Below are 22,808 nucleotides of genomic sequence, written 5' to 3'. Positions count from 1 at the left end.
AGACTGCAGTCGTGCGAGCGGTGAAACGACAGAGCCTGATCATGCAGGTGACTCAGCAGCTGCGCGACGAGATCGCGGCGGGTCGCTGGGTGCTCGGGCAGCGGATCCCGACCGAGCCCGAGCTCTGCGAGATGACCGGGACGGCGAGGAACACGGTGCGCGAGGCCGTGCATTCGCTGGTGCACGCCGGCTTGCTGGAACGTCGGCAGGGGTCGGGCACGTACGTCATCGCCACGGACGAGCAGGAGGTGGCCTTCGGCGACTTCTTCGCCGCGGCCCGACGCCAGGATCTGCTGGAACTGCGCGAAGCGCTGGAAGTGACAGCAGCGGGGCTCGCTGCGCAGCGCCGCGACCACGACGACATCGCCGCGCTGACCGAGTTGCTCGACCAGCGGAATCGGTTCTGGGCGTCGAGCGATGTCGACGACGACGAGCGGATCGCGGCGATCGAGGCCGACGCCGACTTGCATCGGGCGGTCGTCGCCGCCAGTCACAATGCCGTTTACCTGGAGTTCTACGACTCGCTGCTGCCTGCGCTGCGGACCTCGATCGGACAGCTGGACGTGGGCCCCGAGCGGTCGTACGAGCGGCTGCATTCGGCGGTGGTGGAGGCCGTCGTCGACGGTGATCCGGAGGCTGCGCGACGGGCCGCGCGCGCCCTGCTCGTCAGTGTCGGCGAGCTGGCGTGATCGGCGCCGGTGGGACGGTGTTTCGTCACCTGCTGTTCACCTCTGTCAATGATTTTGACCGAGATAAATCGGGGCGGTAAAGTATTTCGTCGGCGCCTTGCCATGCTTGGCGCCGCTCACCGGCACGGATCCCGCAGGGAGACGAGCGGTGGTGGGACCGTGCGCAAGCATACCTCGGGTGACACGCCCGACAGCGGGTGCACGATTCAATCCTGACCTGCACTGAGGTGCGGGTGGGGCGAGTTGCGGAAGTCGAATTTCGTGCACCTGCACGTGAGTCGACTTGCCCGGAGCACAAACCGCAACGACTGAAAACAAGGCCCGGCGAGAGCCGGTCCGTAACGAGAAAGAACTCAGTGCCAACTATTAACCAGCTGGTCCGCAAGGGCCGCAAGGACAAGTCGTCCGCCAAGAAGACGGCAGCCCTGAAGGGCAGCCCGCAGCGTCGTGGCGTGTGCACCCGCGTGTACACCACCACCCCCAAGAAGCCGAACTCCGCTCTGCGTAAGGTCGCCCGCGTGCGCCTGACCAGTGGCGTCGAGGTCACCGCCTACATCCCGGGTGAGGGCCACAACCTCCAGGAGCACTCGATGGTGCTCGTCCGCGGTGGTCGTGTGAAGGACCTCCCGGGTGTCCGCTACCGCATCATCCGCGGCTCGCTCGACACCCAGGGTGTCAAGGACCGCAAGCAGGCTCGCAGCCGTTACGGCGCCAAGAAGGGGAACTGATCTCAATGCCACGTAAAGGACCCGCTCCCAAGCGCCCGCTGATCAGCGACCCCGTCTACGGTTCGCCGCTGGTCACCCAGCTCGTCAACAAGATCCTGCTGGACGGCAAGAAGTCGACCGCCGAGCGCATCGTGTACGAAGCCCTCGAGCAGGCTCGCGAGAAGACCGGCACCGACCCGGTCGTCACCCTCAAGCGTGCGCTGGACAACGTCAAGCCCACCCTCGAGGTCAAGAGCCGCCGCGTCGGCGGTGCCACCTACCAGGTGCCGATCGAGGTCAAGCCCGGTCGTGCGAACACCCTGGCCCTCCGCTGGCTGGTCACCTTCAGCCGGCAGCGTCGTGAGAAGACCATGGTCGAGCGCCTGGCCAACGAGCTCCTCGATGCGTCGAACGGTCTCGGCGCCTCGGTGAAGCGTCGCGAAGACACGCACAAGATGGCAGAAGCCAACCGCGCCTTCGCTCACTACCGCTGGTAACCACCACAGCTGCGCAGGGCTGTTCCGTATGGGGCGGCTGAGCGCCTGGTCGTCACGTCGGGCTGGGGGAGCGGACAGCGAACCCAGCCCGGTCGGCCGACTCGGACTACTGTTTCGGCGGTAGCCCCACAAGAACAAGACTTAAGCGCGAACAGAATCCCGGAGGGATTAGATGGCACAGGAAGTGCTCACCGACCTCACCAAGGTCCGCAACATCGGCATCATGGCGCACATCGACGCCGGTAAGACCACCACGACCGAGCGCATCCTCTACTACACCGGTGTGAACTACAAGATCGGTGAGACCCACGACGGTGCGTCGACCACGGACTGGATGGAGCAGGAGAAGGAGCGTGGCATCACGATCACTTCCGCTGCTGTCACCTGCTTCTGGGAGAACAACCAGATCAACGTGATCGACACGCCCGGCCACGTCGACTTCACCGTCGAGGTGGAGCGCGCACTCCGCGTGCTCGACGGCGCCGTTGCCGTCTTCGACGGCAAGGAGGGCGTCGAGCCCCAGTCCGAGCAGGTCTGGCGCCAGGCGACCAAGTACGACGTCCCCCGCATCTGCTTCGTCAACAAGATGGACAAGATGGGGGCGGACTTCTTCTTCACCGTGCAGACGATCATCGATCGCCTGGGCGCGAAGCCGCTCGTCATGCAGATCCCGATCGGTGCCGAGGATGCCTTCGACGGCGTCGTCGACCTGATCGAGATGAAGGCGCTCACCTGGCGTGGCACCACCGAGATCGGCACCGAAGCCACCATCGAGGAGATCCCCGCGGACCTCGCCGACAAGGCCGCCGAGTACCGCGAGAAGCTGCTCGAGACCGTCGCCGAGTCCGACGAGGCGCTGATGGAGAAGTACTTCGCCGGCGAGGAGCTGAGCACGGAGGAGATCAAGGCTGCGATCCGCAAGCTGACGATCAGCTCCGAGGTCTACCCGGTGCTGTGCGGCACGGCCTTCAAGAACAAGGGCATCCAGCCGGTTCTCGACGCCGTCGTCGACTACCTGCCGAACCCGATGGACATCGGCGAGATCGAGGGCCACGTCGTCGGCAAGGAGGACGAGATCATCACTCGTCACCCGAGTAAGGATGAGCCGTTCTCGGCGCTGGCGTTCAAGATCGCCGCTCACCCGTTCTTCGGCAAGCTGACCTTCGTTCGCGTGTACTCGGGCAAGGTCGATCCGGGCACGCAGGTCCTGAATGCCACCAAGGGCAAGAAGGAGCGCGTCGGCAAGCTCTTCCAGATGCACGCCAACAAGGAGAACCCGGTCGACAACGCCGTGGCCGGCCACATCTACGCGATGATCGGCCTCAAGGACACGACGACCGGCGACACCCTGTGTGCGCAGGACGCTCCGATCGTTCTCGAGTCGATGAGCTTCCCGGACCCGGTCATCGAGGTCTCGATCGAGCCGAAGACCAAGTCCGACCAGGAGAAGCTGGGCACCGCGATCCAGAAGCTCGCTGAAGAGGACCCGACGTTCTCGGTCAAGCTCGACGACGAGACCGGCCAGACCGTCATCGGCGGCATGGGCGAGCTCCACCTCGACATCCTCGTCGACCGCATGAAGCGCGAGTTCAAGGTCGAGGCCAACGTCGGCAAGCCGCAGGTCGCCTACCGCGAGACCATCCGCAAGACCGTCGAGAAGCACGAGTTCACCCACAAGAAGCAGACGGGTGGCTCGGGCCAGTTCGCGAAGGTCATCATCAAGCTGGAGCCGTTGGTCGACGCCGAGGACGGCGCGACCTACGAGTTCGCGAACGCCGTCACCGGTGGTCGCGTGCCGCGCGAGTACATCCCGTCGGTGGATGCCGGTGCGCAGGACGCGATGCAGTACGGCGTCATGGCCGGCTACCCGCTGGTCAATCTGAAGGTCACCCTGCTCGACGGTCAGTACCACGACGTCGACTCCTCGGAAATGGCCTTCAAGATCGCTGGTTCGCAGGCTCTCAAGGAAGCTGCGAAGATGGCGTCGCCGGTCATCCTGGAGCCGATCATGGCCGTTGAGGTCACGACTCCGGAGGACTACATGGGCGATGTGATCGGCGACCTGAACTCCCGCCGTGGCCAGATCCAGGCCATGGAGGAGCGCAGTGGTGCACGAGTCGTCAAGGCTCAGGTGCCGCTGTCGGAGATGTTCGGCTACATCGGAGACCTGCGGTCGAAGACTCAGGGCCGAGCAAACTACTCCATGGTTTTCGACTCGTACGCCGAAGTTCCGGCGAACGTCTCGAAGGAGATCATCGCGAAGGCGACGGGCGAGTAGTCTCGCTCGCCGCGTTGGCGGACCTCGCGCCGGGGCCGGGTATCGAACCCGCGCGCACAAACGAATAAGGTGGACGGCTAGGCCTGACGACAACGTCGGCTTCGGCCTGACACCGAACCAAAGGTTCCTTGAGCGCCCGGCGCTCCGGGAACCGGAGGGACAGAAAAGCTGCTCCTGCCGACGGCAGGAAGTATGAAACCCACTGTCGGGAACCACCCGGCAGCGACGACAGTCCAGGAGGACACACAGTGGCGAAGGCGAAGTTCGAGCGGACCAAGCCGCACGTGAACATCGGCACCATCGGTCACGTCGACCACGGCAAGACCACCACGACGGCTGCCATCACCAAGGTGCTGGCCGACCAGTACCCGGAGCTGAACGAGAGCTTCGCTTTCGATCAGATCGACAAGGCGCCTGAGGAGAAGGCTCGTGGTATCACGATCAACATCTCCCACGTCGAGTACCAGACGGAGAAGCGTCACTACGCTCACGTCGACGCTCCGGGTCACGCCGACTACATCAAGAACATGATCACCGGCGCCGCTCAGATGGACGGTGCGATCCTGGTCGTGGCCGCCACCGACGGCCCGATGCCGCAGACCCGCGAGCACGTCCTCCTGGCCCGCCAGGTCGGCGTTCCGTACATCCTCGTCGCACTGAACAAGGCCGACATGGTCGACGACGAAGAGATCATGGAGCTCGTCGAGATGGAGGTCCGCGAACTGCTGGCCGCCCAGGAGTTCGACGAGGACGCACCGGTCGTTCCGATCTCGGCGCTGAAGGCGCTCGAGGGCGACGAGAAGTGGGTCAAGTCGGTTCAGGACCTGATGGCTGCCGTCGACGAGTCGATCCCGGACCCGGTCCGCGAGACCGACAAGCCGTTCCTGATGCCCGTTGAGGACGTCTTCACGATCACCGGTCGTGGCACCGTCGTCACCGGTCGCGTGGAGCGTGGCGAGATCAACGTCAACGCTGAGGTCGAGATCGTCGGCATCCGCGAGAAGAGCACCAAGACCACGGTCACCGGCATCGAGATGTTCCACAAGCTTCTCGACTCGGCACAGGCAGGCGACAACGCCGGTCTGCTGCTCCGTGGTCTGAAGCGCGAGGACGTCGAGCGCGGCCAGGTCATCGTTGCCCCGGGCACCACGACCCCGCACACCGAGTTCGAGGGCCAGGCGTACATCCTGTCGAAGGACGAGGGCGGCCGCCACACCCCGTTCTTCAACAACTACCGTCCGCAGTTCTACTTCCGCACCACGGACGTGACCGGCGTCGTGACCCTCCCCGAGGGCACCGAGATGGTCATGCCGGGCGACAACACCGAGATGAGCGTCGTGCTCATCCAGCCGGTCGCCATGGACGAGGGCCTGCGCTTCGCTATCCGCGAGGGTGGCCGCACCGTTGGTGCCGGCCGCGTCACCAAGATCATCAAGTGATCTGATCTGACGGCTGAGAACGCCCGTCCCGCTTCGGCGGGGCGGGCGTTCTGCTGTCTGGCGTCGGTTCCCGCGCCGGGTAACGCTTCCCGCCTGAGGCGTCGACTCCCGCGCATTGGCGGACAATGAGCGGGAGTCGACGCGTGATGCGGGAAGCGGCGGCGCGTCGTCGAATCGCAGATCTGTGGATAGCGCAGGAGACAAACGTCCGATTTCGGTCTTGACTTGGGTCATGCAGTGGCCCCAGGACTCCATCGGACTCATCCATCGTGACCGTGCACTCGACGTCGGCATCACCGACCTCCAGGTGAAACAGGCTGTGCGACGCGGTGAGCTGACCGCCGTCGACCGCGGTCGCTACGCGATCACCGACGTCCTGCCTGCCGTCGACGTCCACGGTCGAGGTCGGCTCGACGCGGAACTGTACCGACTGAAGTGTCTTGGCGCGGCGCGGGACGAGTCTCGCTTCCCGCTCAGTCACGAGTCGGCGGCGGCCGTCCTCGGACTCGCGACGCTGCTCCCAGATCTGGGCGTGGTCCACTTCAGTACACCGAGTTCCTCGGGTGGGCGCAAGCTCCGCACCCGGCATCTGCACACCGGGCTGCCCGCGAACTCGACGATGGAGGCCGAGGGCGTCGAAGTCACGAATCCGGCGCGGACCGCGGTCGACATCGCGGCGACCCGCGGCTTCGCAGCGGGTCTCGCCGCTTGCGACAGCGCCCTGCGGATGGGCGTGCCTGTCGACGAGCTGTACGCGGAGTTGGGCAAGCGTCGACTCAGTGGGGCATCGACGGCCCTCTCCGCGATCAAGCACGCGGATGGGCGTTCGGCCAATCCGTATGAGTCGTGGGGACGGGCGCAGATCATCCAGGCGGGACTGCCTGTCCCCGATCTGCAGACGCATTTCGTCCTGTCGGACGGCTCGAACGCGTACTGCGACTATTCGTGGGCGGGGAAGGTGGTCGCGGAGTACGACGGCAAGCGGAAGTACTGGCGCGATCTGCGCCCAGGCGACGACCCAGGCGACATCGTCTACCGGGAGAAGAAGCGTGAGGACGCGCTCCGCCGCCTCGAACTCGGCGTCACCCGATGGATCACCGACGATCTGTACTCGAAAACAGTCGTCATGAAGGTGCGGGAAGCACTGTCGGACGAGCGACTCATCTGACGCCGATTCGCTTCCCGCGTGAGGCGTCGACTCTCGCGCATTGTCCGACAATAGGCGGGAATTGACGCGTCACGCGGGAAGCGATACCCGGTGCAGCTCCGCCCGCAGGTGGTGGGAGACGGGGACATCGGCGTACGACATCCAGAGGTCGTAGACCAGGGTGTCGCCGCTGAGCTCGAAGCGCCGTCGAACCGAATGGACCTGCTTCGCGTCGGGGGAGACGCCCAGGGTGTGCTGCGTGAACAGCAATGACGCCCCGTTCACCTCGGCGCGCTGCAGTTCGACGAACCCGGTGGGCTGCGCGACGAGCAACTCGATGTGGTTCGGGCCCGCCAAGCGCAGATAGCCGGTCTCGGTGTGCATCGCACGACCGCCACCCGGTGCCTGCGTCTTGGACCGATAGAACAGGAAGGGTCTGCCGCTCGGCGTCAGCTCGATCTCCTCGACGTAGGTGAAACTGTCGATGGTGGCGTAGTGACCGGCGCCCTCACCGCGCCACAGTCCGGCGAACGGAGCGAGGGGACCGAGGGAATTGCGCGCAGAATCGGACATGACCTAACGCTAGTCCGCGCGGTCTGTCGGCGACAGGGTCACTACACTGCGCGTTGCTCCGTAAGCAAAGCATCGGGCTGTTTCGACGCGGCAGGTAGCCCTGCGGACACGCCGCCGTCAACCCAGTGCGACGGTGTCTTCGACGGCGGGTCGTTCGCCGAGCTTCACGACAATGACGCCCGCCAGCACGAGTGCGCCGCCCACCAACTGGAGGCGCTCCGGTACCTGGTCGAGCATCACCCACGCGGCGACGATCGCCGCGAGGACCTCGGTGAGGGCGACGAACGACGCCAGTCGCGGCCCGAGACGACGGATGGCCGCGATGCCGGTGGCATACGCCACGGCAGCGGTCAGCAGTCCGAGAGCGACCACCGGCACCCACCAGCCCAGTCGGTGTCCGCTGAGGGCCACGTCGGCCGTCGACGCGGTCATCGGCAGTACCCCGACCAGGCCCGCGGCGCCGAGGATCACGGCCGCATACGTCAGACCGAGCGCTGCCATCGCGATCGCGGGGAGTTCGGTGGTCGCGTGACCGGACATCACGAAATAGCCTGCGGCGCCGATCATCGCGCCAACGGCCCAGGCGACGCCGGCGGCGTCGAGGGAGACGGTGCCGAACAGTTGCAGGACCAGCATCAGTCCGGCTGCCGCGATCAGCGCGCCGAGGAACGTGAGGCGCGTCGGCGCCTGTCCGTGGCGGAACCACATCCAGGCGACGACGGCGACCGGCGAGGTGTACTCGATGAGCAGGGCGACGCCGACGTCGAGCGTCGACACCGCATAGAAGTAACAGAGTTGGGGAACCGCGACGGCGATGAAGCCGTACGCCACCAGCGCAGCTTGCGTGCGGCCGGAGATGAGGGTTCGCCAACGGCCGCGCAGTGCCCACACGGCCGGTCCGAGCAAAGCCGCGGCGCCGAGCGCGATGCGGACGGTCACCGCTGCACCAGACGACCATCCGGTGTCCTGAAGCGCTCGGGCGAACGGGCCCGACATGCCGAACGAGACCGCCGAGAGAACGGCGAAGATCAGACCGGAACTCAGGCTCCGGACCTGGGTGACCTGCATGCCGACGACCCTATCGGGAGGTAGTCGGGTGGGGGATACCGCCCTCAGTGGGCCGGATATACGTCAGGACCCGCCGTGCTGCGGGTCCTGACGTGGTTTGAGTCGGTTTAGGTAGCCGAATCCGAGCTGCCCGAGCTGCCGGAGTCGCTACCGAGCAGTCCGCCGAGGAGTTCGCCGAGAACTGAGTCGCCGCCGGCGAGCGCGCCGAGGAGTTTGCCAAGAAGATCCATGGGAAGTCCTTTCAGGACTGTTTTGGGAGGAATGCCGGTCGGAGAACCGGCACCTCCAGCAGCGTAAGTGGTGTTATCCAGCAAAGCTCGCCGAGAAGCCTCAATTGACTCGATCAGAGGACGGATTCGGGACGGATCGCCGATCGGGTCTCGGGAAACACCGTGCCGCCGACCGTGATCCGGCGCGACGACGCTCGGCTGTTCCGTCCCGGTTTACGTCGACGGCCATCCAGGTCTACCCTCACCCGAATGCGTGTTCTGCACAGCGTCGATGCCGCCAGTCCCGACCTCGCCGTCGACGTGTCCGGGTGTCTCACCCGCGAGACGCCGGTGATGCTGGTCCACGGTATGGGCGGCGACCACACGACGTGGGGGCCGGCGATCCGTACGTTGCGAGCGACGTGCCGACCGACGGTGGCCGTCGACCTCCGCGGGCACGGCCGCAGTGGTCGTGCCGACAGTTACCGGCTCGACGACTTCGCTGCCGACGTCGCGCGCGTCGCTGACGAGCTGGGCCTGGAGCGCTTCGACCTCGTCGGCCACTCGCTCGGCGCACACGCCGCCCTGCGGTTCGCCATGGCCAGTCCGAAGCGCGTGCGGCGCCTGGTTCTGGAAGAGGTGCCGCCGATGCCGCGCGACGACGCGGACGCCGCCGAACAGATCGCGCCGTCGGCGTCGCTCGGCGAACGGATCCGCGGTCTGGGTGCACTGGTCGCCAATCCGGTGCCGTTCCTCCGTTTCGACCGCGCTCTCGCCGGCGCGGTGACCGCCCAGTTCCAGACACCGGATCCGCAGTGGTGGGCAGGTCTGGCTCGGGTCGATGCCCCGACGCTCGTGGTGTCGGGCGGCGACCGCAGCTTCCTGCCGTCGAGGCATCTTCGGTCGGTCGCCGAAGCGCTCCCGAACGCCGACTTCCTGACGATCGACGCCGGGCACAGCGTGCATCGCGACGGCGGGCCGGCGTTCCTCTCGGCTCTCCTCGAGCATCTGGTCGACGAATCGGTGACGGCTACGGTGTCCGACTGACGGCGCGGGGTGAACCAATCCCAGAAAAGTGTCGTGGCATCGGTCCTGGGGACCGATGCCACGACACTTTTCTACAACCGGAGGTCGGTCAGTCGCGTTCCAGGAGGAAGAAGTACGGCGCGGGGGAGTCGCGCAGATCCATCGCGCCGAGCAGAGCGTCGGAATTAAGCTTCCGGAAGTGGTCGATGATCGGGAGGTCGTCGTAGACCATCGCCGCACTCACTGCGCCGCGATACTCGACGGCCCGCGTCCGGGCACGATGCTTCCGAGTCCGGAGCCGACGTAAGGCGACGTCGACACCGGGGAGTCGGCGCTTCGGCAGCCTGGGGCCCACCGAATTCAGCACCGACATCGGGATCCGCTTCGGATTCACGGCGTAGAACGCGCCCGGCTCGCCGAACAGCAGGGGATGCACGTGGTCGGCGTCGTCGAACTGCTTTCCGTACCAGCCGGAGATCTCCAGCAGCCCGTCCATCGGATGCCCGGTCGGGACCTCGCTGCCGCGCCAGCGGCCCAGGACCTCGTCGACGGCGACGGTCGGCAGGGAGTCGAAGAGGGTTTCGGCGTCGGTACGGGCCAGCCCGCTGCGGAGGTCGTCGGTGGTCGGAACGGTCATGCGCGGCTCCCGGTCGGAGTGTTGTGCAATGGTCTGGGATCGACGCCGCTGCGCTGCCACCCCTCGACCGCCCACGGAAGATACAGCATGCGGACCGGCAGGCGATTGATCAGCGGGTTGATCCGACGCATGAATGCTGCGAACCGGTCGAACCGACGCTGCTTCCCCTCGTCCCACTCCAGCTCGCACACCGCGCGCATCTGGGGCGGTAGCGTACCGACGACGACCGTCCGGACGAAGCCGTCGAGCGGCGCGCCGACGACGCGCCAGACCGGCTTCGGCATCCACTTCGGTCCCGGTATGCCCTTCCTCAGGTAGCCGGTGGCGTACAGGATCGTCCGGGTGGGGACGAACTTGTCGCACATCGACTCCCAGTACGCGCAGAACTCCTCGTAGGTCTGCGGCTGGCTGCGCGCCGAGACGCCGTACAGCTGATACCAGGTCTTGCTCTCTTCGAAGATCTGCACCTTCTCCTCGTACGACAGTCGTCGGATGAACGTGTCGGTGATGTAGAGGACCTGATCGACGAAGGTCGCGTGCGCCCAGTAGTACAGCTCGGGGTTCAGCGCGTGGTAGCGCGAGCCGTCGCTGATGGTGCCCTTGATGTCGCGGTGGAAGTCGCGCACCCGGCGGCCCCACTCGTGCGGCTGATCGGAGTACACCGTCCGCATGATCGGCGGCCCGGAGCGGCGCGCGCGACCGAGGAAGTCGGAGAAGATCACCGAGTGGTCTTCGACGCCCTGCGCGAGCTGTTCGATGCAGTTCTCCGTTCCGGCGAGTCGCTGGAACCCGAGGACGCCGCGGACGTCGCCGTAGAACTTCCACACCAGGGAGTCCGCTCCGAGGCGTAGGTCGATGGAGTCGATGTCGACGTACGAGGGTTCGGCCTCACGGATGCCGGTTTCGAAGTCGTTCGCTGTGGTCATGACAGTGACTGTAAACCGAATATGACACAAATGTAAAGATCTGTTCCAAGGCTGGTTCGGTGAGCGCACAGGGCCGCCGGGATACCCTGGCCGCATGGTCTTCTCGCAGCCCTCCGGACGGAACAAGCAGTCACTCTTCGGCACCTCCGATGACCGGAAGAAGCCGATGCCGACCTTCCGTCTGCAGCCGAAGAGTCCGCCGCCGCCCTCCATGCCGACCGCCGACGAGCTCCTCGACACTGCGAAAGTGGTCGCGCTCGGAATGCACACCCGCTTCCGCGGCGTCCGGGTCCGCGAAGCCCTGGTGTTTCAGGGGCCCGCCGGGTGGGGTGAGTTCGCCCCCTTCGTCGAGTACGACGACGCCGAGGCCAAGCTCTGGCTCGCCGCAGGCATCGAGGCTGCGTACCTCGGCGCGCCCGAGCCGACCCGCGATTCGGTTCGCGTCAACGCGACCGTGCCCGCCGTCCCGGCCGCCGACGTCGCCGCGCTCATCGCTCGCTACCCGGGCGTCGACACGGTGAAGGTGAAGGTCGCCGAGCCGGGGCAGAGTCTGGACGACGACGTCGCTCGTGTCGCCGCGGCTCGCGAGTTGGTCGAGAACGTGCGCATCGACGCGAACGGCGGATGGACGGTGCCGGAGGCGATCGAGGCGATCGCTGCCATCGGCGAGGTGGAGTACGTCGAACAACCGTGCCGCACCGCCGAGGAGTTGGCCGAGGTTCGCAAGGCGGTGTCGGTCCCGATCGCGGCCGACGAGTCGATCAGGCGCTCCGGCGATCCGATGCGGGTGGCGCAGTTGGGCGCCGCCGATGTCGCGGTCCTGAAGGTGGCCCCGCTCGGCGGCATGCGCGCGCTGCTCAACCTCGCTCACACACTGCCGATGGACGTCGTCGTCTCCAGTGCGCTCGACACCGCGGTCGGCATCGCCGCGGGGGTCAACGCGGCTGCCGCGCTGCCGAATCTGCATCGGGCGTGCGGCCTCGGGACCGGCGAACTGTTCACCCGCGACGTGGCGCCGTCGTTCCGGATCGAGCGCGGTGTGGTGAAGCCGCGGCGCGTGGAGCCGGGCATCGATCTGCCGCTGGCGTCGCCCGAACGGACGCAGTGGTGGCACGACCGCCTGCGTCGCTGCCATGCCGAGCTGGTGCGCCGCTGACGGTCGATATGCAGCGCGTTGCGACGAATTGAAAGATTTGTCCCAGAGCCTATAGACACACATCGTTCCATTTGTTTCAATTGGGATATGGGCCGCATCACAGCGATGCGGCGCGACCCGAGGAGCGACGACGATGGTGGCATTACTTGCGCAGCCGGAGGCAGGCAGCGATCTCAAACCGGTTCCGATGAGCGAGCGCAACGGGGTGCTCGAGATCTTGACGATGCGACGCGACCCGTTCGGGTTCGCCGACCGCAAGCGGGTGCAGTTCGGCGACGTCTCCGGGATGAACGCTTTCGGCACCAAGTTCGTCACGTGTTCGGGGGCAGCCGCAGCCAGCGAGATCCTGATGAACAAGGACCGCGCCTTCGCCAACGGCCCGGCGTGGAGCTACTTCATCGGCCCATTCTTCAACCGCGGCATCATGCTGCTGGACTTCGACGAGCACCGCGAGCACCGGCACATCCTGCAGCAGGCGTTCACGCCCAAGGTGCTGCAGGGCTACTTGGACGAACTGCAGCCGATGATCGCCGACCGCATGACCCGGTTCCCGACCGGCCGCGTCACGATGCTGTCCGAACTCAAGGCGCTGACCCTCGACGTCGCGCTCGAAGTGTTCCTCGGCCTGGAACTGGAGCAGGCCGAGGCCGACCGCATCAACAAGGCGTTCATCGAGACGGTCCGCGCCGGCGTCGCCTACGTGCGCAAGCCGGTCCCCGGCGGCCGCTGGTGGAAGGGCGTCCGGTCGCGGAAGATCCTCGAAGAGTTCATGTACGCCCACATCGACGCCAAGCGTGCGACGCAGACGCCCGACCTGTTCTCGGTCCTCTGTCACGCCGAGGGCGACGACGGCGCGCAGTTCACCGACGAAGACGTCGTCAACCACATGATCTTCGTGCTCATGGCCGCCCACGACACCACCACCATCACCATGACGCAGATGTCGTATTGGATGGCCAAGCATCCGGAGTGGCAGGAGAAGGCGCGCGCTCAGTCCTTCGAATTCGGCGAGACCCTGGAGTACGCCGACCTCGCGAAGTTGACCGTCGTCGACCTGATCATGCGAGAGTCGCTGCGGCTGTGCCCGCCGGTGCCTGCGCAGCCGCGGATGGCGGTCAAGGACACGCAGGTGCAGGGCTTCTACATCCCCAAGGGCACCATGGTGACGATCCCGCAACTCATCAACCACCGGGACCCGCAGTACTACTCGCACCCGGAGATGTTCGACCCAGACCGCTTCTCGCCCGAGCGCGCCGAGGACAAGGGCCACCGCATGGCGTGGACCCCGTTCGGCGGCGGCGTCCACAAGTGCATCGGCCTCTACTTCGCGCAGATGCAGATCAAGACCGTGATGCACCACCTGCTCCGCAACTACGAGTGGTCGGTGCCTGCCGGCTACACGATGCCGATGGACTACAGCGCACTGCCGGTGCCGAAGGACAAACTGCCCGTGCAGATGCGGCGGCGGTAGGCGGTGCCGACCACCGGCAAGCCGACCACCCGGAAGCCGCGGATCACCGCGTCGGTCCCCGAACAGGAGCAGGGGATTCTGGCTGCGGCCGCCGACGAGTTCGCCGCCGTCGGTCTGCGTAAGGCGAGCATGGACGAGGTCGCGCGCGCCGCGGGAGTGAGCCGGTCGACGCTCTATCGTCGCTTCCCCGACAAGGATGCCTTGATTCATGCCGTCGCCAGGGAGTCCTTCGAGACGGGGCTGAGCCGACTCGAAGACCTGGTGGCGGGGATGGCGCCGCGCGAGGCCGTCGTCGCGGGTTTCACCTTCGGCGCGCAACTGGTCCAGACCACTCCGCTGTTGCGTCGCGTGGTTCTCGAGGACCACTCGGTGCGCGACGCCCTGGGCGGCATCGGCGCGCTGTTCATCGAGGTGGTCAGTGCGCGGGTGGCGGGCACTCTCCGGGACTGCGGCGCGACGATGCCCGACGACGAGCTCCTCGAGGCCGTCGAACTCCTGGTGCGGCTGGTGCTGTCGTACCTGGAAGTGCCTGCGACCGATCCCGACCGAGCCACGCCCGATCGGGTCCGCCGCATCGCGACCCAGCACCTCGCCCCGATGATCCACTGACCGTTCCGACCCGACTGGAGTCCGATGTCTCTGACCAGTATCTTCTCGCGATCGCAGCGACAGAACGCGCGCCTGCACCAGATCCGGGACGGCGTCGCGGGCAAGGTCGTCGCCATCACCGGCGGTGCGCGCGGCATCGGTCTCGAGATCGCGACCGAGTTGCTCGACGCCGGGGCGAGCGTCGCGATCGGCGACATCGACGTCGACGCCGTCGAGAAGGCTGCCGCGGATCTGGGGATCGAGGGGATCGCCCTCGACGTCACCGACCGGCAGTCCCTCGACGACTTCCTCGACGCCGTCGAAGAGCGCGTCGGACCCGTCGACGTTCTGGTCAACAATGCGGGCATCATGCCCGTCGGACCGTTCCTCGACTACCGCGAATCCCTGATTCGCGCGACCCTGAACATCGATCTCCTCGGTGTGATCCTCGGCAGCCAGGCGGCCGCGGCGCGGATGGTCGTACGCGGACACGGACAGATCCTCAACATCTCCTCGGTCGCCGGGCGCCTCCCGACGCCCGGCCTGACCGTGTACAACGCGGCCAAGGCAGGCGTCATCGAGTTCTCCGAGGCGCTCGACTCCGAACTCGCCGGTCGCGGTGTGCGGGTGTCCACCGTGATGCCGACGTTCACCAACACCGGATTGATCGACGGACTCGCGACCAATGCGATGGTCACCTCCGTCGACACCGACGTGATCGCCCGCGAGGTCCTCGCCTCGATCGCCGAGGTGCGCGTGCGCGTGGCCGCGCCCCGCTCGATGGGCTGGGTGAATCTGTATCCGGTGCTGCCTCAGTCGATCAAACGGGCACTTCTCCGCACCACCAAGACCGGAGAGATCTTCCTGAACCCCGATTCCGAGTCACGATCTGACTACAGCCGTCGGATCGGCCAGCAGTGAGTCCACTAAGGTCGACCGGGTGGGGCCTGGACGAGCGGACGACCGACTGAAGGACTGGCGCGACACCCGCCGAGAGGTGCGTGCGGCGCGCGACGCGCTCGCGGAGGCGCAGGCATCGGCAGGGTTGCGACGCGTCATGGGCCGCCGCACTCGGCTGCTGCTGCCGGTGATCGGCGGGATTGCGCTGATCGTCGCCGCGATCGGCATCTGGTATGCGGCGTCCGCGCCGCACCACTATTCCGACGACGACTATCTGACTGCGGCGACCAGCAAGGTGAAGCTGCTGCTCAACGTCGACTCCGGCGACCCCGATCGTGCGGAGAAGATTCTCCAGGGCGCCACGGGCTCGTTCTACGACGCCTTCGGGCAATCGGCGGACTCGTACTCCACGTTCGTCCGGGACAGCGGTGCACACGGGGAGGGCACCATCGATGCCGCCGCCGTCCAGTGGCGCTCCGCCGACGGCGCCGCCGTCCTGATCGCCGCCAGCGTGCAGGTCAGCAATAACGAATCGAACGACGACGCCGACGACCCGATCCGGAATCTCCGACTCGTGGTCACGATGGTTCCGGAGAACGGCGACCTCAAGATCGACGGGTTGGTGCTGGTCCCGTGAATCGTGTCGTCACCTACCTGCAGAAGCCGATCGGCCGGGTCGGCGGCGCACTTCGCCTGGTGGCCGCGGTGGTCCTGCTCATCGCAGCGGTGGTGTTCTGCGTGACGAGCATCGACTCCCGTGACACCGATTCGCGCATCGTCGACGCCCGGACCGCTCTGCAGAACAAGGCCGGCTCGGTGGTCTCCGACGTCTTCTCCGTCGACGCCCGCTCCTGGTCCAGCGATCGCGAGACGGCGCGCAGTTTGGTGGCGCCGCCGCTGTCGGTGTCGTCGAGCAAGGCGCTGACCGGACCGCCGCCGAACGGAGCGTCATCGGTCAGCTGGGTGCCGCAGAACGTCGGCGTCACCTGGGCCGACGACACCGGCGGAGAAGCACTGATCGTGGTGCGCGTGACCGTCACGTCGCGCAGCGGTCTCAGCGAGAGCCGGGTGAAGTCGGTGCAGGCGTCGTTCACGCGGTCCGGCGACCGCTGGCTCCTGAGCGGATTGGAGGAACTGCAGTGACCGACGAGCAGACCGACGCCGGGCCCGCGCCCGATCCGCAGGCCAGTCGTGACCGCCAGTCCGCGAACCTCCGACTGCAGCAGGCGCAGCAGCGCTACGACGCCGCCGTCGAAGCGGAGGCGCAGGCGCGCGAGGCCGCAGCTCCCGCGCGCCTGCGGAGGTCGCATCGACGGGCAGCCGCGATACGACTGACCGTAGTGGTCGCCGTGCTCGCGGCTCTGGTGCTCGGCGCCATCGGATGGTGGGCGCACAGTTCGGCGGCGTCGATCAGCGGCGACCTCGACGACGAGCGCACCGCGGAGAAATCGGCCGAACAGGCCATCGTCACCATGCTGACCGCCGACCCCGCCCACGCTGCGGAGTACGTCAAGAAGGTCGTCGACGTCACCACCGGCGACCAACAGGTCCGCGTCCGGGGGACGAGCACACAACTCCAAGAACTCGTCGCCGCCCAACCGCGTCCCGCGACCGGGCAGATCCTGGCATCGGGCGTCGTCGGACGGGACCGGTCCGGGATCACCGTGCTGGTGGTGGCGCAGACCACCACCCCGGAACTCGTGGGCGGCGACGCCGATCGCAATCGGGTCGGCGTCTCGGTGACGATGAAGCAGGTCGACGACCACTGGCTCGTCGCGCGAGCCGAGGCGGTGTCGTGATGGGAACGCATTCGGCGGAGCAGCCCGAGCCGACGCCCGCGCCCGTTCAAGTGTCGAAGAATCCGTGGGTGCGATGGCGCGAACAGGTCCCCGGCGACCGCCGATGGCAGACCCTGTGGCTCCTCGTCAGCGTCGTGGCGACCGCCGTCGCCGTGCTCGGCTTCACCCTCGGTGCACAATCGCGTGCCGAACCTCCACGGCCCGACCACACCGCGGTCCGCGCCGCCGCCGACGGCGTCACCGCGCTCATGACGTTCACTCCCGACGACACCGCGGAGCAGCGCACCCAGGTGGCGCGCCACCTCACTGGAGCCATCGCCGCCGATTATCAGGCTCGCGGCGCCGACGTCGTGTTCCCGAACGCGGTCGCGTCGAAGGTGTCGATGACGACCACGGTGTCGAGCGCAGCTCCCGGCGAGAAGCGCCTGGATTTCATGACGGTCCTCGTCTTCGCGACGCAGGAGATCCGCGTCGGTGAACGGAGCGACTATCCCGAGCGCGTGGGCATCGCGCGGTGGGTCACCGTCACCAAGGTGGACGACGGCTGGCGCGTGTCTCGGGTGGAGAACATCTCGCCCCAGTGAGTCTCGTGTCCTTGACAGGCATCACGCCCGGGACCTAACTTACTCAAAAGTCAATTCAACGGCGAGTTCGGTGCCGTGACGACGGGGGAGAGTAGTCAGATGTCCAGTGACCTGCATAAAGGCCTGCTCACGAGGGGACGCGTGGTGGATCGGCTGGCCCCGATCCTCGTCCGTGCCCGGCCGCTCCTCGACAGTCGGCGGTCCGCCTCGGTGCGGCCCTTCGACGACTCCGCGATCATGCGCCCGGAGGTGGACTCGACCTTGTGGGGATGGACGCACTACGGCTTCTTCATCCCCGATCTGCCCGAGCCCTTTCGGTACGTCAACACCATGACGCTGATCGGCGCCACCGGCACGCGGATCTTCGACAACGGGGTCATCGCTGCGCAGGACGCCCGGAAGAACGCCACCGTCTTCGGATCGACGGCGTACGGGAACCACCATCACTATCGGGCCTACGACGCCGAGCGGGACTGCGATTTCGCCGTCGACGGCTCCCGACTGCGTTGGGGAGACGATCTGTCGATCGAGTGCGCCCACCCGGAGTATCGGGTGTCCGGCCGGTACGAGTCGTTCTCGATCGACCTGACGCTCCAGGCCACCGACCAGGTGTCGTACTTCGTCCGCACTCCGATCTATCAGCATTTCAGCGTGTTGGCGCCGTACCGGGGCACGGTGACCTCGGGCGGTGAGTCCGTCGCGGTCGAAGGCCTCGGAACGGTGGAGTACGCGCGATCTGTCAGCCCGCAGGTGTTTAGGTCGACGGCCATCGGACCGGGGCTGCGTCTGCCGGTCGACTTCTTCACCTATCAGGTGGTTCCGCTCAACTCGACCACCCAGTTGTTGCTGACCGATGTGCGCGCGAACGGGACGACGGCGTGCCGCCTCGCGCAGATCCGCCGGAGCACCGGTGGCCCCGCCGAGATCGCGGAGGACGTGCAGTTCCAGGTCGTCGAATATCAACCGGAACTCCTGGCCGACACCGCGGGCGTGCCGATGCGGGTGCCCGCAGTGATGCGATGGGACGTCGGCGGTCGCGGGCACCTGGACTGCGTCGTCGACGCGCCGATGCGGACCGGACACGGGCGCGGCTTCTCGAGCGCTTACTCGTTCACCGGCGAATGGGACGGTGAGAAGGTCGCCGGATCGGCCTATCTGGAGTGGATCGACTGCGAGGGATGAGCGCGACCGCGATCGGCGTCGCGCACAGATCAGGGGCGCGTCGGAGGGGTCTGCAGAGCACCGAGAATTCGTGCCGTCCGGGCCACCATCTCCGTCGACGTCGACTCGGGGTTTCTGATCCACCACTCCACCAGGGCACCGACCGTGGCGGTCCAGATGTAGACCAGTGCCGAGAGATCGCGCGGGTCCGACAGTGCCGCCCCGTACGACGCCTCGATGCCGCTCGCGGACTGTTTCACCAACCGTTCGCGGAATTCTGCGGCCACCGCGGCCGACTCCGTCCCGCCGGGCACTGTGCGATCGAAGATCACATTCCATTCGTGAGGACGCCCGGCCAGAGCGGAGAAGATCGCCTCCATGACGGCGGCGCCGCGATCGACCCGCACCTCACCCCAGGCCGCCATCGCCTCGTCGATGGCGGTGGTCACACGCTCTCCGGCTCGCCGACACGTGGCCGCGAACAGCCCGTCCTTCGAGTCGAAGTATCCGTAGACGAGGGGCTTCGAGATGCCGGCTCGAACAGCGATGTCGGCGACGTTCGCTGCCGCGAACCCGCGGGTGCCGAACTCGTAGCCCGCGGCATCGAGGATCAGGTCCTCGCGATGGGCGCGCGGTACGCCCTTGGTTCCTGACCTGGTTCGTCCCACGTCAGGCACGGTACCCGGTCGTGGCGCACCGACCCAGGCGCCTGCGCGATCGACACCTCAGCGGGATTCAGAATCGAGAAGGAGCATCACGATGAACAGCACTGATCCGCGACCTGTCGCCTATTCCAGCGCCGACCGCCACGGAGGGCTCCGGCGGATCGCCGTCGACGCGGCCACCAGGCTGATGCGCGCGGCGAATCAGGATCGAGTGGTCCGCACCGGACTTCCAGAGCAGTTGACCTTCCCGCCGTCGAGCACCGAACGCTTCGGCAAAGGGGCGGCGCACTACGGAATCATGATCGCGGATCTGCCTGAGCCACACCGCTTCCTCGCGAACATGATCATCATCGGTGCGACGGGATTCAAGGCGTGGGATGACAACGGCGCGTTCACCGGTGCACCGCGCGGTACGTGCCAGTTGGGCTGGGGGACGGCGGCGCTCGCGGGCAACTCGTTCCACGTCTTCGCCCCCGACGACGTTCGGCTGGAGCCGGCCGGTCGTTCGCTGGAGTTCGGGGACGACTATCGGCTGGACATCGACTACCCCGAAATCCGTGTGCGCAGCACGGTCGAGGGCCTCGATGTGGACCTGGTGTTGACGTCGACCGACGTCGTCTCGTGGGTGGCGGACAGCGCGTTCTATCGACACTTCTCGTTCCTGTGCACCTACACCGGCACGGTGGGGGTGACGGGTGAGACGCCGCTGGCGGTGTCCGGCACCGGGACGTTCGAATACGGCATCGGGTACCTGCCGTACATGGACCTGCCGCGACCACTGCCCCGGCCGCTGAAGCTGCCCGCAGACTTCTTCTCCTACCACGTCATCGACCTGGACGCGGAGCGGCAACTCGTCGCGGTGGTGCTCGGTGCCTTCGGCGATCTGACCGCGGGTGTCGGCGCGGAGGTGCGAAGCGTGGCCGACGGTGCACAACGGTTCGGGGACGAGGTCTCCTTCGAGGTGCTGGACTTCGCCCCGGAGCCGCAGTCGTATCGGGGACGGTCGACGATGCCTGTCCCGGTGCGATTCCGGTGGACGTTCACCGCCGCGGGCGACGTCTCGGAGATCCACGGCACCGTCGACACCCCGTGGCTGTACGCGGGCATCGGCTACATCGCCGGATACTCGTGGTCGGGGGAGATCGACGGCGAGCCCAGAAACGGCCGAGGGTACGTCGAATACGCCGATCGACGATGACGGCGTCCCGCGCGACGACGGCGATCCTGTGCACAGGGTGTACGTGAGGTGCTCTGCTCTCTAAGGTGAATGAGGTCGGCGAGGCCCCGGAAGTGGTGTCCCGTCGCAGAGACCTGTCATGGCAGCAGTCTGCCGTGACCATTCGTCGAACCGGACAGAGGTGGAGTCGGGCGTGGTGAAGGCACCGGTAGTGATCGTGGGTGCGGGACTCGGCGGCGTCCGCCTGGCCGAGAACCTGCGGAACGGCGGATACGAGGGAGAACTGGTGCTGCTCGGCGCCGAGACGCACCCGCCCTACGACCGCCCGCCGCTCTCGAAGACCGTGCTCACCGGGGACGACGAGCGCGTCGACCTCAAGCCCGCCGAGTTCTTCGACGATGCCCGCATCGACCTGCGGACCGGGTCGCGCGTGGTCGCCGTCGACCCGGCGTCGCACACCGTCACCGTGGAGCGCGACGGCGCCGCGCAGCCGGTGGAGTACGGCACCCTGGTGCTGGCGACGGGACTGGTCGCGCGACGATTCCCCGGCGCCGACGGCATCGCCGGCGTCCACGTGATCCGGACGGTCGAGGATGCGCTTGCACTGCGCACCGATGCCGGTGCCGCGACCCGCGCCGCCGTCATCGGCGCCGGGTTCATCGGCTGCGAGGTCGCCGCCAGCCTGCAGAAACTCGACGTCCCCGTCACGCTGATCGAGCCGACGCCGACGCCGCTGTCCGGGCCGCTGGGCCCGCGGATCGGCGAGATGGTGACCCGCCTGCACGTGGAGGCCGGCGTGGACCTGCGGGTCGGCGTCGGCGTCGACGAGATCGTCGCGGACGAAGGTCGGGCGTCGGCCGTGGTGCTCTCGGACGGCAGCCGGGTCGACGCCGACCTGGTCGTCGTCGGGATCGGCGGCGTCCCGGACCTCGGCTACCTCGACGGCTCCGGAATCGAACTCGCCGATCGGTCCGCGGGCGGCGGTGTGGCGTGCGACGGTGTCGGCCGGACCAGCGCCGCCGACGTCTACGCCCTCGGCGACTGCGCCAACTGGCACGATGCCGACGGTCGCGGTCACCGCGTCGAACACTGGACGCACACCGTCGACGCGGCGGCGCTCGTCGCGGCGCAGTTGCTCGGTCACACCATCCCGCACCAGACCGTGCCCTACTTCTGGAGCGATCAGTATGGGCTCAAGTTCCAGATGCTCGGCACGCCGCGGTCCGACGACGAGGTGCACGTCGTCGACGACGACGGCCGTAAGTTTCTGGCCTACTACAGCCGGGAGGGCCTGCTCACCGGGGTCGTCGGCGCCGGCCGTGTCGGCAAACTGATGAAGGCGCGGCAGTACCTGCTGACCCCGACCCCGATCGCGTCCCTCCTCGACGCGTGAACGCGGAGTCCACGACCGACGAGATCGTCGCGGAGGTCGTGGCTGCGGGCTCCCCGGAGCGGGCGGCGTCGGCGCAGCGGTTCTTCAAGACCGGGCCGGGAGAATACGGCGAAGGCGATCGCTTCCTCGGCGTCGCGGTGCCCGTGCTGCGGTCGCTGGCCACGCGGCTGCGCGGGCTGCCCGCGGAGGTCGTGGACGCGCTATTAGCCAATGAACTGCACGAGATCCGGATGCTCGCATTGCTGGTCCTGGCCGAGAACTATCGGCGCGCCGATGATCCAGCGAGTTGGGTGGAGCAGTATCGGTGCGCCGTTCGGGCCGGGCGGGTGAACAATTGGGATCTCGTCGACTGTTCCGCCGCACCGATTCTCGGTGACTGGCTGGTCCAGGCCGACGGGGTCGACGAGTTGTTGCGGTGGGCGGCGTCCGACGGGCTGTGGGAGCGCCGCGTCGGCATCGTCGCCACCCATGCGTTCACCACCGGAGGTCGTAGCGATGCGATTCTCGCCGTCGCCCCGCTGGTGATCGACGACCGCCGCGATCTCATTCAGAAGGCGCTCGGGTGGATGCTCCGCGAGATGGGCAAACGCGTCGACGAACCCGCCCTGCTCGACTTCCTCGAGACCAACGCTGCGGCCATCGGCCGGACCGCGTTGTCGTATGCGATCGAGCGACTGTCTCCCGATCAGCGAAAGCACTTCCGCGGCCTCTCCTGACC

25 protein-coding genes are annotated in these 22,808 nt (G+C 67.1%); 19 read left to right on the top strand and 6 right to left on the bottom strand.

The window, feature by feature from the left end:
* Positions 1-20: 20 nt before the first annotated feature.
* The 6 genes from GH2_RS06115 to GH2_RS06090 all read left to right on the top strand — a co-directional run bounded on the left by GH2_RS06115 (position 21) and on the right by GH2_RS06090 (position 6,778).
* Complete coding sequence (locus tag GH2_RS06115) at positions 21-689, top strand: FadR/GntR family transcriptional regulator (RefSeq protein WP_066164537.1); 669 nt, start codon at positions 21-23, stop codon at positions 687-689.
* A 356-nt stretch (positions 690-1,045) separates the two neighbouring features.
* Positions 1,046-1,417, top strand: coding sequence for a 30S ribosomal protein S12 (gene rpsL, locus GH2_RS06110; RefSeq protein WP_066164533.1), 372 nt, complete (start codon positions 1,046-1,048; stop codon positions 1,415-1,417).
* A gap of 5 nt (positions 1,418-1,422) precedes the next feature.
* Positions 1,423-1,893 (top strand): 30S ribosomal protein S7, encoded by a 471-nt coding sequence (gene rpsG, locus GH2_RS06105; RefSeq protein ID WP_062393823.1) that lies wholly within the window; start codon positions 1,423-1,425, stop codon positions 1,891-1,893.
* Positions 1,894-2,065: 172 nt separating this feature from the next.
* Positions 2,066-4,171, top strand: a complete 2,106-nt coding sequence (gene fusA, locus GH2_RS06100) for an elongation factor G (RefSeq protein WP_066164530.1) — start codon at positions 2,066-2,068, stop codon at positions 4,169-4,171.
* A 248-nt stretch (positions 4,172-4,419) separates the two neighbouring features.
* On the top strand, positions 4,420-5,610 hold the full coding sequence (gene tuf / locus GH2_RS06095) for an elongation factor Tu (RefSeq protein ID WP_066164529.1): 1,191 nt from the start codon (positions 4,420-4,422) through the stop codon (positions 5,608-5,610).
* A gap of 232 nt (positions 5,611-5,842) precedes the next feature.
* Complete coding sequence (locus tag GH2_RS06090; protein WP_066164523.1) at positions 5,843-6,778, top strand: type IV toxin-antitoxin system AbiEi family antitoxin; 936 nt, start codon at positions 5,843-5,845, stop codon at positions 6,776-6,778.
* Positions 6,779-6,847: 69 nt separating this feature from the next.
* Here the strand turns inward: GH2_RS06090 and GH2_RS06085 are convergent, their stop codons facing one another.
* The 3 genes from GH2_RS06085 to GH2_RS22120 form a co-directional block, all read right to left on the bottom strand.
* Positions 6,848-7,330 carry a heme-binding beta-barrel domain-containing protein gene (locus tag GH2_RS06085; RefSeq protein ID WP_066164521.1) on the bottom strand — a complete coding sequence of 161 codons (483 nt, stop codon included), beginning with the start codon at positions 7,328-7,330 and terminating at the stop codon, positions 6,848-6,850.
* A gap of 117 nt (positions 7,331-7,447) precedes the next feature.
* On the bottom strand, positions 7,448-8,398 hold the full coding sequence (locus GH2_RS06080; RefSeq protein ID WP_066164520.1) for an EamA family transporter: 951 nt from the start codon (positions 8,396-8,398) through the stop codon (positions 7,448-7,450).
* A 107-nt stretch (positions 8,399-8,505) separates the two neighbouring features.
* A complete protein-coding gene (locus tag GH2_RS22120; protein WP_275583788.1) occupies positions 8,506-8,628 on the bottom strand; it encodes a hypothetical protein in 123 nt (40 codons plus the stop codon).
* Positions 8,629-8,877: 249 nt separating this feature from the next.
* Here GH2_RS22120 and GH2_RS06075 point away from each other — a divergent pair, with 249 nt between their 5' ends.
* Entirely contained in the window at positions 8,878-9,654 is a 777-nt protein-coding gene (locus GH2_RS06075) for an alpha/beta fold hydrolase (RefSeq protein WP_066164518.1), read from the top strand.
* 88 nt (positions 9,655-9,742) lie between these two features.
* Here GH2_RS06075 and GH2_RS06070 read toward each other — a convergent pair whose 3' ends face one another.
* Positions 9,743-10,270, bottom strand: coding sequence for a DUF4334 domain-containing protein (locus tag GH2_RS06070; protein WP_066164510.1), 528 nt, complete (start codon positions 10,268-10,270; stop codon positions 9,743-9,745).
* Entirely contained in the window at positions 10,267-11,196 is a 930-nt protein-coding gene (locus GH2_RS06065; protein ID WP_066164504.1) for an oxygenase MpaB family protein, read from the bottom strand. Before GH2_RS06065 ends, GH2_RS06070 begins: the two co-directional genes overlap by 4 nt.
* Positions 11,197-11,290: 94 nt before the next feature.
* Here GH2_RS06065 and GH2_RS06060 point away from each other — a divergent pair, with 94 nt between their 5' ends.
* From GH2_RS06060 to GH2_RS06020, 9 genes are all read left to right on the top strand, one after another.
* The gene (locus GH2_RS06060; RefSeq protein ID WP_084247342.1) at positions 11,291-12,352 is read left to right on the top strand and encodes an o-succinylbenzoate synthase; all 1,062 of its coding nucleotides are present in this window, start codon (positions 11,291-11,293) and stop codon (positions 12,350-12,352) included.
* A gap of 133 nt (positions 12,353-12,485) precedes the next feature.
* Entirely contained in the window at positions 12,486-13,823 is a 1,338-nt protein-coding gene (locus GH2_RS06055) for a cytochrome P450 (RefSeq protein ID WP_066164501.1), read from the top strand.
* A 3-nt stretch (positions 13,824-13,826) separates the two neighbouring features.
* Complete coding sequence (locus tag GH2_RS06050) at positions 13,827-14,432, top strand: TetR/AcrR family transcriptional regulator (RefSeq protein ID WP_066164497.1); 606 nt, start codon at positions 13,827-13,829, stop codon at positions 14,430-14,432.
* A 24-nt stretch (positions 14,433-14,456) separates the two neighbouring features.
* Entirely contained in the window at positions 14,457-15,332 is an 876-nt protein-coding gene (locus GH2_RS06045; protein WP_066164493.1) for an SDR family oxidoreductase, read from the top strand.
* A 19-nt stretch (positions 15,333-15,351) separates the two neighbouring features.
* On the top strand, positions 15,352-15,948 hold the full coding sequence (locus GH2_RS06040; RefSeq protein ID WP_066164490.1) for an Rv1363c family protein: 597 nt from the start codon (positions 15,352-15,354) through the stop codon (positions 15,946-15,948).
* A complete protein-coding gene (locus GH2_RS06035) occupies positions 15,945-16,454 on the top strand; it encodes a hypothetical protein (protein ID WP_066164488.1) in 510 nt (169 codons plus the stop codon). Before GH2_RS06040 ends, GH2_RS06035 begins: the two co-directional genes overlap by 4 nt.
* Entirely contained in the window at positions 16,451-17,110 is a 660-nt protein-coding gene (locus GH2_RS06030; RefSeq protein WP_244885316.1) for a hypothetical protein, read from the top strand. Before GH2_RS06035 ends, GH2_RS06030 begins: the two co-directional genes overlap by 4 nt.
* On the top strand, positions 17,110-17,694 hold the full coding sequence (locus GH2_RS06025) for a hypothetical protein (protein WP_066165439.1): 585 nt from the start codon (positions 17,110-17,112) through the stop codon (positions 17,692-17,694). The genes GH2_RS06030 and GH2_RS06025 overlap by 1 nt, the downstream gene beginning before the upstream one ends.
* 99 nt (positions 17,695-17,793) lie before the next feature.
* Positions 17,794-18,876 (top strand): DUF6670 family protein, encoded by a 1,083-nt coding sequence (locus GH2_RS06020; protein ID WP_066164484.1) that lies wholly within the window; start codon positions 17,794-17,796, stop codon positions 18,874-18,876.
* A gap of 29 nt (positions 18,877-18,905) precedes the next feature.
* Here the strand turns inward: GH2_RS06020 and GH2_RS06015 are convergent, their stop codons facing one another.
* The gene (locus GH2_RS06015; RefSeq protein ID WP_066164481.1) at positions 18,906-19,523 is read right to left on the bottom strand and encodes a TetR/AcrR family transcriptional regulator; all 618 of its coding nucleotides are present in this window, start codon (positions 19,521-19,523) and stop codon (positions 18,906-18,908) included.
* A gap of 91 nt (positions 19,524-19,614) precedes the next feature.
* On the opposite strand from GH2_RS06015, the gene GH2_RS06010 reads away from it, so the two are divergent.
* The 3 genes from GH2_RS06010 to GH2_RS06000 all read left to right on the top strand — a co-directional run bounded on the left by GH2_RS06010 (position 19,615) and on the right by GH2_RS06000 (position 22,806).
* Entirely contained in the window at positions 19,615-20,718 is a 1,104-nt protein-coding gene (locus tag GH2_RS06010; protein WP_066164477.1) for a DUF6670 family protein, read from the top strand.
* A gap of 118 nt (positions 20,719-20,836) precedes the next feature.
* Positions 20,837-22,090, top strand: a complete 1,254-nt coding sequence (locus GH2_RS06005) for an NAD(P)/FAD-dependent oxidoreductase (protein WP_066164471.1) — start codon at positions 20,837-20,839, stop codon at positions 22,088-22,090.
* Positions 22,087-22,806 (top strand): DNA alkylation repair protein, encoded by a 720-nt coding sequence (locus GH2_RS06000; RefSeq protein WP_066164468.1) that lies wholly within the window; start codon positions 22,087-22,089, stop codon positions 22,804-22,806. Before GH2_RS06005 ends, GH2_RS06000 begins: the two co-directional genes overlap by 4 nt.
* The last annotated feature ends 2 nt before the right edge of the window (positions 22,807-22,808 follow it).

The organism is Gordonia hydrophobica NBRC 16057 (genome assembly GCF_001592365.1).
GTDB classification, from domain to species: Bacteria; Actinomycetota; Actinomycetes; order Mycobacteriales; family Mycobacteriaceae; genus Gordonia; species Gordonia hydrophobica.
Note: the sequence above shows the minus strand (reverse complement) of the source record. Positions and strands in the feature narration are given on the sequence as shown.

Excerpts from the sequence above, each read along its gene's own strand:
- GH2_RS06020 (WP_066164484.1), top strand. The coding sequence starts at position 17,794 with ATGTCCAGTGACCTGCATAAAGGCCTGCTCACGAGGGGACGCGTGGTG.
- GH2_RS06010 (WP_066164477.1), top strand. The coding sequence starts at position 19,615 with ATGAACAGCACTGATCCGCGACCTGTCGCCTATTCCAGCGCCGACCGC.
- GH2_RS06085 (WP_066164521.1), bottom strand. The coding sequence starts at position 7,330 with ATGTCCGATTCTGCGCGCAATTCCCTCGGTCCCCTCGCTCCGTTCGCC.
- GH2_RS06065 (WP_066164504.1), bottom strand. The coding sequence starts at position 11,196 with ATGACCACAGCGAACGACTTCGAAACCGGCATCCGTGAGGCCGAACCC.
- GH2_RS06045 (WP_066164493.1), top strand. The coding sequence starts at position 14,457 with ATGTCTCTGACCAGTATCTTCTCGCGATCGCAGCGACAGAACGCGCGC.
- GH2_RS06075 (WP_066164518.1), top strand. The coding sequence starts at position 8,878 with ATGCGTGTTCTGCACAGCGTCGATGCCGCCAGTCCCGACCTCGCCGTC.
- GH2_RS06080 (WP_066164520.1), bottom strand. The coding sequence starts at position 8,398 with ATGCAGGTCACCCAGGTCCGGAGCCTGAGTTCCGGTCTGATCTTCGCC.
- rpsG (WP_062393823.1), top strand. The coding sequence starts at position 1,423 with ATGCCACGTAAAGGACCCGCTCCCAAGCGCCCGCTGATCAGCGACCCC.
- GH2_RS06025 (WP_066165439.1), top strand. The coding sequence starts at position 17,110 with ATGGGAACGCATTCGGCGGAGCAGCCCGAGCCGACGCCCGCGCCCGTT.
- GH2_RS06090 (WP_066164523.1), top strand. The coding sequence starts at position 5,843 with ATGCAGTGGCCCCAGGACTCCATCGGACTCATCCATCGTGACCGTGCA.
- GH2_RS06055 (WP_066164501.1), top strand. The coding sequence starts at position 12,486 with ATGGTGGCATTACTTGCGCAGCCGGAGGCAGGCAGCGATCTCAAACCG.
- fusA (WP_066164530.1), top strand. The coding sequence starts at position 2,066 with ATGGCACAGGAAGTGCTCACCGACCTCACCAAGGTCCGCAACATCGGC.
- GH2_RS06005 (WP_066164471.1), top strand. The coding sequence starts at position 20,837 with ATGGCAGCAGTCTGCCGTGACCATTCGTCGAACCGGACAGAGGTGGAG.
- GH2_RS22120 (WP_275583788.1), bottom strand. The coding sequence starts at position 8,628 with ATGGATCTTCTTGGCAAACTCCTCGGCGCGCTCGCCGGCGGCGACTCA.
- GH2_RS06060 (WP_084247342.1), top strand. The coding sequence starts at position 11,291 with ATGGTCTTCTCGCAGCCCTCCGGACGGAACAAGCAGTCACTCTTCGGC.
- GH2_RS06070 (WP_066164510.1), bottom strand. The coding sequence starts at position 10,270 with ATGACCGTTCCGACCACCGACGACCTCCGCAGCGGGCTGGCCCGTACC.